General features: G+C 63.8%; 6 protein-coding genes. 3 read left to right on the forward strand and 3 right to left on the reverse strand.

The window, feature by feature from the left end; genetic code table 11:
- Positions 1-280: 280 nt before the first annotated feature.
- Positions 281-727 carry a GNAT family N-acetyltransferase gene (locus tag Q0K17_RS08780; RefSeq protein WP_294542358.1) on the forward strand — a complete coding sequence of 149 codons (447 nt, stop codon included), beginning with the start codon at positions 281-283 and terminating at the stop codon, positions 725-727.
- Between the two features lie 119 nt (positions 728-846).
- Here Q0K17_RS08780 and Q0K17_RS08785 read toward each other — a convergent pair whose 3' ends face one another.
- Both Q0K17_RS08785 and Q0K17_RS08790 read right to left on the reverse strand, forming a co-directional pair.
- A complete protein-coding gene (locus tag Q0K17_RS08785; RefSeq protein WP_294542359.1) occupies positions 847-2,925 on the reverse strand; it encodes an elongation factor G in 2,079 nt (692 codons plus the stop codon).
- Positions 2,926-3,159: 234 nt separating this feature from the next.
- Positions 3,160-5,505, reverse strand: coding sequence for a SpoIIE family protein phosphatase (locus tag Q0K17_RS08790; protein WP_294542360.1), 2,346 nt, complete (start codon positions 5,503-5,505; stop codon positions 3,160-3,162).
- 218 nt (positions 5,506-5,723) lie between these two features.
- Here Q0K17_RS08790 and Q0K17_RS08795 point away from each other — a divergent pair, with 218 nt between their 5' ends.
- On the forward strand, positions 5,724-7,811 hold the full coding sequence (locus Q0K17_RS08795; protein WP_294542363.1) for an SEL1-like repeat protein: 2,088 nt from the start codon (positions 5,724-5,726) through the stop codon (positions 7,809-7,811).
- A gap of 3 nt (positions 7,812-7,814) precedes the next feature.
- Here the strand turns inward: Q0K17_RS08795 and Q0K17_RS08800 are convergent, their stop codons facing one another.
- Entirely contained in the window at positions 7,815-8,438 is a 624-nt protein-coding gene (locus tag Q0K17_RS08800; RefSeq protein WP_294542364.1) for a hypothetical protein, read from the reverse strand.
- A 351-nt stretch (positions 8,439-8,789) separates the two neighbouring features.
- On the opposite strand from Q0K17_RS08800, the gene Q0K17_RS08805 reads away from it, so the two are divergent.
- The coding region (locus Q0K17_RS08805; RefSeq protein ID WP_294542366.1) for a glyceraldehyde 3-phosphate dehydrogenase NAD-binding domain-containing protein at positions 8,790-9,397 on the forward strand (608 nt) is incomplete at its 3' end.

Here is a 9,397-nt window from a genome sequence, read left to right on the forward strand (position 1 = left end):
ATCATAAACTTGTTATTGACATTGTCAGTGATAGGGTTTATGATGATATAAAATTTGATAGAAAGCGAGGTGCTTCATTATGAAAAACAGCAAAATCAATGGGACAGCTGAATATCTTTGGAGGACCTCGGTTGCACTATAAGTTTTTCATGGGATTTCTTGTGCCGTGGTTTGTCAGCCACGGCTTTTTTATTTGCTTTTGGTGTGCGCTTTGGTTCTTCCTGGATATCCAGACAAAAACCGCTAATCGAGTAAGTTGGTCTGATCTATGGAGGATTTTATGATTCATCTTAAAGCAATTACAGAGGATAACTTTATGGATGCATTTTCCCTGAAACTTGCACCGGAGCAGGAACGCTTTGTTTCACACCCTGTTCGCAGCCTTGCACAGGCGTATGTGTACAGGGAGCAGTGCCAGCCGTTCGGAATCTATGAAGGCGACAGGATGGTTGGGTATGTCATGGTGATTTACGATTATGACATCCCGGAATATGATATATGGCACATGATGATTGAGCAGGCGGAACAAGGAAAAGGGTATGGAAAGTCCGCACTGGACAAGGTGCTTGCGTATATCAAAAACAAGCCTTTCGGCGTTTCCGATCGAGTGACTTTGACTTGTAACAAAAAGAACAGTCGGGCGCTGAACTTGTACAAAAGCAAGGGCTTTGCAGAAACAGGCGCAGAGGATGGGGAGGAAATCGAATTGTCGCTGATGATTCGGTAACAGGAAATTCTGCGGCGCTGCTGCGCTAAACAGTAACAAAACACACCGCCCCCGGTCCTGTACAGGACCGGGGGCGGTGCTTTATTTCAGCAAAGGAGTATCAGGAAAAATCGGAACCATCAGGCGTCGTCGTCTGCCATGTTGCCCAGCGCCTTGGCCTGCTCGATGACCTTGCCTTCCAGCATCTGGGGCAGGGTCTCATAGCGGACGAAGGTGAAGGTGTAGTGGCCGCGGCCCTGGGTCAGCTGCCGCAGGAAGGTGGTAAAGTCCTGCATCTCGGCCATGGGCACTTCGGCGTCTACCACCTGGCCGCCTTCCTCGTCCGGGTTCATGCCCAGCACGCGGCCGCGGCGCTTGGTCACTTCGCCCATGATGTCGCCGGTGTTCTCCGCCGGGACATGGACCTGCAGGGTGCCGATGGGTTCCAGCAGCACCGGGCTGGCTTCGGGGATGGCGGCCTTGTACGCCAGCTTGGCGGCCATGATGAAGGCCATTTCGCTGGAGTCCACGGGATGGTAGCTGCCGTCCAGCAGGGTGGCCTTCATGCCCACCATGGGGTATCCGGCCAGCACGCCGTGGGCAGCGGCCTGACGCACGCCCTTTTCCACCGCGGGGAAGAAGTTCTTGGGCACGCTGCCGCCGAACACCTTCTCCTCAAACTGGATGTCGTCCCCTTCGCAGGGCTCGAACTGGATCCACACGTCGCCGAACTGGCCGTGGCCGCCGGTCTGCTTCTTGTGGCGGCCCTGGGCCTTGCAGGTCTTGCGGATGGATTCACGATAGGGCACCCGGGGCACTTCCAGGGTGATCTCCACGCCGAACTTGTTCTTCAGCTTGGCCACGGCCACTTCCAGATGCTGGGTGCCCAGGCCGGCAATGATCTGCTGCTTGGTCTCGGGGTCTACCGTGAAGGTGATGGAGGGATCTTCTTCCATCAGGCGGTTCAGCGCGCCCGAAACCTTGCCCTCGTCGCCCTTCTTGGCCACCTTGACGGCCATGCGGTAGCAGGCGGTGGGATAGTCGGGGGCGGGCAGGCTCACCACCCGGGCGGGATCGCACAGGGTGTCGCCGGTCTTGGCGGTGGTCAGCTTGGCCACGGCGCCGATGTCGCCGGCCGCAATGGCCGGGGTGTCGCTCTGGCGTTTGCCGCAGACGGTCATGGTCTTGCCCAGGCGCTCGGGCTGTCCGGTGCGGGCGTTGATGACGTTGGAGGTGGCGCTCAGCTTGCCGGCCAGCACCTTGATGAAGCTCAGCTTGCCCACGAAGGGGTCGGCCACCGTCTTGAAGACGTAGGCGCAGGTAGGGGCGGATTCATCCACCGTGATCTCCACCGGGTTGCCGTCCTTGTCCTCGGCCACCTGGGCGGCGGCGTCGGCGGAGGGCAACAGTTCCTTCAGGTTGTACACCAGCATGTCCATGGCCTGCATGTTCACGGCGCTGCCGCAGAACACGGGGGTGATCTGGCCGGTACGCACGCCGGCGGCCATGCCGGAAACGATCTCCTCGGTGGTGAACTCCTCGCCCTCAAAGAACTTTTCCATCAGGGCTTCGTCGGTCTCGGCGATGGCCTCGTTCATGGCCTGGATCAGGCCCTCGAACCGGTGGCCGATGTCCGGCAGGTCCACCTGGACCTGCTTGCCGCCCTCATACTTGAAGGCTTTCTGGCTGAACAGGTTGATGTAGACGATGGTGCCGTCGTCCAGACGGGCGGGCACCACGCAGGGGCAGATGGAGGGGCCGAATTTGATCTTCAGCTGTTCCAGGATCTTGAAGTAATCGGCATTTTCCAGGTCGGCCTTGGTCACAAAGACCATGCGGGCCTTGTTGTTTTTCAGCGCCAGGGCATAGGCCTTCTCGGCACCGACGGTGACGCCGGAACGGCCGGACACACAGATCAGCACGCTTTCGGCGGCACGGATGCCCTCACAGGCACCGGATTCAAAGTCAAACAGTCCGGGCACGTCGATCAGGTTGTACTTGGTCCCGTCGATCTCCACCGGCACCACGCTGGAATTCAGCGAGGCCTTGCGCTTGGCTTCCTCGGGGTCAAAGTCGCTGGCGGTGGTGCCGTCTTCCACACGGCCCATGCGCTCGGTCGCGCCGCTCATATACAGAAGTGCTTCCACCAAAGTGGTCTTGCCGCAGCCGGCATGGCCGGCCACCAGAATGTTGCGGATGTCCTTGCTGGCGTATTCCATCGTATTCAAACCTCTTTTCGCGCCGGGCCCGGTCCCACGCAGCAACTCAGATTCCGACCGTTCGGCGTTATGTGATGGGGGCCGCGGGCCGCGCCCGTTCCCCGAATGATTCTACTTTACCACATGTTTGGAGAAAATTAAACAGTTTTTTTGGCAAAGTTATAAAAATTTTGTAAATAAAAACAAAGAGTGGGAGCGGTTTGGCGTTGGAACGTGGTTTGTCTCAGGCGGCTTTCAACGGTCCAGCCGCAGCACCGCCACCGTGATGTCGTCCTGTCTGGCCCCGGACCGGCGCACGGCGCTGTCGGCCACCGCTTTGGCCACCTGGTCGGGGTCATGGTCCAGTCGGGCGCACAGCTGCAGCTGCTCCACCAGCCAGTCGCTGCCGTCGCACAGGGCCCCGTCGGATACCAGCACCACCATGTCTCCCTCGGCCAGACTCAGGGCGGTGGACCGTCCCACCACCGAATCGCTCACCCCCATGGGCAGGCTGGGCGCTTCCAGCACCCGGGCCACTCCGTCCCGCACCAGAAAGCTGGGCGCTGCGCCGGCTTTGAACAGACCGGCCCGTCCGGTGTACAGGTCCACCGTCAGCAGGTCCAGGGTGGCGCCGGATTCCTGGTCGGCACACTTCATGCCCAGGGCCACGTTCACCAGGCGGGCTGCGCTCTCGGCGGCAAATCCCGCCCGCAGCAGCTGGGCGGTGAGCTTGGCGGCCATCCGGCCATCCACCGCGGCGGCCTTGCCGGTACCCATGCCGTCGCACAAAAGCATCTGGGCCCGACCTGCCCGGTCGCAGAACTGGTCACAGGCATCCCCGCTCACCGTTTCCGGCGGCGCGGGCCGGCTGGCCAGCCCGAAGGCCGGCGTGAACAGCGGCCGTTCCCCGAACCGCAGCATGCTCACCGTGCGGCACTGGGCCAGATCGGGCAGGTCAAAGTCCCGGCGGCAGATACGTCCCACCTCCCGGGCCAGGGCCTGCAGCTCCACATCGGTGAATTTCATGCGGGGGATGGTCACATTCACGCTGATGCGGCCGGCCACATCGCTGGTGGCACTGCATTCCAGGGGCTCCAGCCCCAGGGTGGAAAACAGATTGGCCACCTTGGCCTCCCGGCGGGGATCGGGCAGTCCCGCCTGACCCAGGCGGGAGGCCATCTGGGCCAGGGCGGAGGCCATGGCGCTGTACTGCTCGGTCAGAGCCCCCCGCAGCAGACTGGCCCGGGCCCGGGTCTGGCGCCGGCTGACCCACAGGCGGTAACCGTGGGTCACGGCGCTGCACAGGTCGCTGGGATGGATGCAGACACTCAGCTGCCCGGGCAGGTCTTCCAATTCCACACGCCCCCGGGCGTCCAATGCACCCCGCAGCTTGTACAGCCCGTCCACCGCGGTGGAATACCCCCGGATCCAGCAGCTGGACCGGCGCTCACACTGCTGGCAGACATGGCGGGCGGTGTATTCCACCACAAAGTCGTAGGTCTCCCCCTTGGGGGGCAGCTGCCGTTCACAGACCTCGTTCACCGTGTCCGCAATGTCCGAAAGGCTGTCGGCCACCCCGGCCAGCCGACGGGCGGCACTGCCCAGGGTCTGGCTTACCACCGGCGGTGCCGGGGGCGGAAAGATCCCCCGCAGCAGACTGGGCGGGCAGGCCAGAAATCCAAGCATGCCCGCACCGGCCGAAACACACAGCCACAGCGCCCCGGCAGGGGTGGGGGCGGCCAGGGCGCCCACCCCGCATCCCAGGGCAAAGATGCCGGCGCAGCGCCAGCGTTCCCCGGTGGCCAGCACCGCAGCGCCCAGGGTTCCCAGGGCCACCGCCAGGGCCGCGTAACTCAGGGTGGGGGACGCCGCCGTCACCGCCGCCGCCATGGCCACGGCCAGCACGGCGCTCTGTTCCAGGCTGCCCGCAAAAGCGGTACACAGCCCCGCCCCGGCGGCCAGCATCAGCCCGGGGGCAAAGCCGCCTCCCAGCAGGGGGGTCAGCCTCTGCGCGCAGACCGCCGCCATGGCCAGCCAGAGGCACAGCCCCCGGGGCTTGCTGTGGGGCAGGGCATGGATGGCCGCCCCGAACCCGGCCGCCAGCAGGGCGGTGGCCAGGACCTGGACCGTGTCTCCCGGGGCGGAGGGGCCCACGGCGCTCACGGTCAGCTGCTCTGTCAGCAGGGCGGCACAGCCGGCGGCAGAGCCCCATATGTATTGTTTCTTTCCCAGCTGGGCGGCCACGCACCGGCCGGTGACGGCGGCCACCAGGGCTCCGGCCAGTTTCAGCCCCAGGGTGAAGGGCTGAAAGGCCAGGGACCCGGCCAGCGCCCCCACCATGGCCGGCAGGGCGAACCCGGGCGGGCACCCCACCGTCAGTGCCAGCCCCAGGGGGGCGGTGCCATAGAGCTGGCCGGCCCCCAGCAGGCATCCGGCGCCCAGCGTCCCCAGCCGCCACAGCAGCGCGCCCGAAAGAAACCGGCTTTCCGGTGCGGCCTGCAGCGCTGGCGGGCTTTCGGACTCCCGGACCGGGGCCTGCGCCCCGGCGGGGGACGGTGATGCGGCCGGCACACGGGCCTTGTCTTTGGTAAAAATCGGCATGATAAAAACCCCTCCTCCTATGCGGTTGTGCCAGGAAGTATAGCCTGCTTGCCCCGCACTTTTTGCCGCAGGACAGCGAAAGCCCAAAACCAAACAAAAACCCGCCCGCCCCGCCCGAAAGAGCAGGCAAGAACGGCTTTGTCCTTGTGAAAAGGGGGAAAAGGGAATATACTGATAAGATACAATGAATGTCGAAAGGCGTACCGGGAGGTTCAGGGATGCAATATTATCAATGTACAGCACCGGATTGTGAATTCGTCACCATGCGGGAGGACCTGGAAGTCTGCCCCCGGTGCGGCAACGAAGGATTTGTCCCGGTGGAGGAATCCGATATCACCCCCCGGGGCTGGATGTACCTGTGCCGGGAAGCGGACCGGGCGGGAAACTGGAAACAGGCCTATGATTTCTGCGCCCGGGGTGCCGAAAAGGGCGACCCCGACTGCCTGTGCGAGCAGGGGCACCGGATGCTGTATGGCAAGGGCGGTCCCCGTGACCCGGAACAGGCGGCGGCCCTGTTTGAGCAGGCGGCGGCGCAGGACAGCGCCCACGGGCGGTTCCTGCTGGGGCTGTGCTATGAAAAGGGGGAAGGACGGCCCCAGAGCTGGGAAAACGCGGTGTTTCTGTACAAGCAGGCGGCGCAGCAGGGGTCTGCACCGGCGCAGTGCAATCTGGGCTGGTGTTATGAGTTCGGCAAAGGGGTGCCTGCGGACCAGAAATCTGCCGCTTACTGGTACGGCATGGCGGCACTGAAAAAGGAACCCCGGGCCCAGTGCTGTCTGGCGGTGTGCTACCGCGAGGGCATCGGGGTGGAAAAGGACATCCGCCGGACGGTACAGCTGTACCGGCTTGCGGCGGGAACAGGATATGCGCCGGCCCGTCTGGCTCTGGGCCAGTTGTACGAAAAGGGCCTGGGCGTGAAAAAAGACCCGCAGCGTGCGGTCCGGTACTATCACCAGGCGGCCGACAGCGGGCTGGACCGGGCGCAGCTTGCGCTGGGCCGCTGCTATGACAAGGGCATCGGTCTGCAGGAGGACCAGACCGCCGCCACCCGGTGGTATACCGCCGCCGCCGAGCGCGGCAATACCGAAGCGCAGGTCCTGATGGGGCTGCGGTGCCAGATGGGCAAGGGGACGGAACAGAATGACTGTGCGGCCATGTTCTGGTACCAGCGTGCAGCCGATCTGTCGGACCCTGTGGGGGAGTATTACTATGCGCGGTGCTGCCAGAAAGGCATCGGCACCGAGGCCAACCAGGCAGAAGCGGTGCGCTGGTATGCGGCCGCTGCCGAGCGCGGGGAACCCCGGGCGATGGCGGAACTGGGAAAATACTACGAGGATGGCATCGTTCTGCCCCGCAGACCCTTTCGGGCAGCCAAGCTCTATTCCCAGTCGGCCAAGGCGGGGAACCCCCGGGGCATGACCCTGTTGGGCTGGCTCTATGAGAACGGCATCGGCGTGCCCAAAAGCGTGTCCAAGGCCCTGGAACTGTACAACTGCGCGGCGGAAAAGAATTACGCGCCGGCGCAGTGCAGACTGGGCTGGTTCTATGAGAATGGCGAGGGGGTGGAGCAGGACTCCCGGCGGGCGGCGCGCCTGTACCGGGCGGCGGCGATGCAGGGCAGCAGCCAGGGGGCGTGCAATCTGGGGGTCTGTTACGAAAACGGCATCGGCCTGGAAGCCGACCCCAAAGAAGCGGTGCGCTGGTATCTTCTGGCCGCCCGGAAGGGGGATGCGCGGGCGCAGTGGTATCTGGGCCTCAACTATGAGGAGGGCATCGGTGTGCCGGCCGACCCGGCCCAGGCGGTGCATTGGTATACCATGGCGGCCGAACAGGGATATGCGCCGGCGCAGGAACGCCTGGGCTGGTGTTTTCTGGAAGGGCGGGGGACCGAGCCCTCGCTTCCGGATGCGCACCGCTGGTTCCGGGAGTCCGCCGCCCAGGACCTGACCGGGGCCCAGTACGGTCTGGGGTTGTGCCATGAGCGGGAGGAGGAGGGCCCGGAAGCCGTGGCCTGCTACCGCATTGCGGCGGACCAGGGGGATACGCGGGCCATGTATCGTCTGGCCCTGTGCATGGAACGGGGCTTCGGCGTCCAGAAGAATCCCCGGGCAGCCCTGCAATGGTTCCGGCAGGCCGCCCAGGAACAGCCGGAAGCCCGGTACAAGATGGGGCTGTATGCGGAAAAAGGCTGGGGCGGCGAGCCCCGCAGCCACATCCGGGCCAAGATCCTGTATCGCATGGCGGCGGACCAGGGCAGCGAGGAAGCCCGCAAGGCCCTGGAACGTCTGAATCGCCGCTGGATCTGACCCTTACGCCCAGGGGTGGGCCAGCCATTCCCCCAGGTAGATATAGGGCAGGGCATACCGGTCCCGCAAAAGTTCCTCCGCCCCGGAACTGGGGGCGCAGAGCCCCGGACACAGGGGCAGACGGACCGAGGCGGTGAACACCGGTCCCGCACCGAAGACCGCGGCCCCGCCGCCCTCGGCGGCCAGACGCTTCCACAGCGGGATGGTATCGGCGGGGGTCAGGGCGGCGGCTCCGCCCTGCACACACAGCAGAATGCCGCCCTTCCGGGGCAGGCAGCGCACCACCGCACGGCTGCCGCCGGTGCGCAGGGCGCCCCGCAGCGTGCACAGCACAGCCGCCTGCAGCAGCCTGCCGTGCACCGGCACGGGCAGTTCCCGCCCCGGCGGTACCATGGCATACAGCCATCCGCTGCGGCGGCGGACACTTCCCTGTACGGCGGTGCACAGGGCGTCCAGCACCGCCCCCGCGTCGGCGGGCCGGCGGGGCGGGGCGCCGCGGCAGAGCAGTTCCGCGGTGGTCAGCAGCCGCAGCCCGCTGAGCACAGGCAGCGGGTCCAGACCGCCCAGACGCCGTCCTGCGGCCTGCTCCGCCAGCCGTGCCCGGATCTCCCGGTTGGGCAGTTCCATGGTAGCGGCCTCCTTTCCCTGCAAGCAGTAACAGCGCTATTGTATGCAGAAAATCTTCCCGGTGCGCCCGGAAAATGCTGCCACACCGTTTTTTGGCACCCCGAAGCCCCGGATGCCGGTCCGGAAGCGGAACAGAAATGGACACAACGCTGAAAAAAGAGGCAAAAATTCCTCCTGATTTTGACCAAATAGCATGATTTTTCAAATTCGGTGTTAAAATAATAACAACAGACTTGCAGTTTTTGTGCAAATCGAGTACAATAGAAGCATACCGGAACGCGGTGATGTCACCGCATCAAGGTGGGGCGGACAAGCCGTCCCGAATCAATAAAATCTTGGGAGGATTTTACTATGGCTGTTAAAGTTGCTATCAATGGTTTTGGCCGCATCGGCCGCCTGGCCTTCCGTCAGATGTTCGAGGCTGAGGGCTACGAAGTCGTCGCCATCAACGACCTGACCAGCCCCGCTATGCTGGCTCACCTGCTGAAGTACGACACCGCTCAGGGCTCTTTCCTGGGCAAGATCGGTGAGAACAAGCACACCGTCGAAGCCGGCGAGGATTACATCGTCGTCGACGGCAAGAAGATCACCATCTACGCCATCAAGGACGCCAAGGATTGCCCCTGGGGCGAACTGGGCATCGATGTCGTGCTGGAGTGCACCGGTTTCTACACCTCCAAGGCCAAGAGCATGGCTCACATCGAAGCCGGCGCCAAGAAGGTCGTTATCTCCGCTCCTGCCGGCAACGACCTGAAGACCATCGTCTACTCTGTCAACGAGAAGACCCTGACCGCTGACGATCAGGTCATCTCCGCTGCTTCCTGCACCACCAACTGCCTGGCTCCCATGGCCGACACCCTGAACAAGACCTATCCCATCGTCTCCGGCATCATGACCACCGTTCATGCTTACACCGGCGACCAGATGATCCTGGACGGCCCGCAGCGCAAGGGCGACCT

The sequence above is a fragment of the uncultured Gemmiger sp. genome (genome assembly GCA_944388105.1).
Taxonomy (GTDB): Bacteria; Bacillota; Clostridia; order Oscillospirales; family Ruminococcaceae; genus Gemmiger.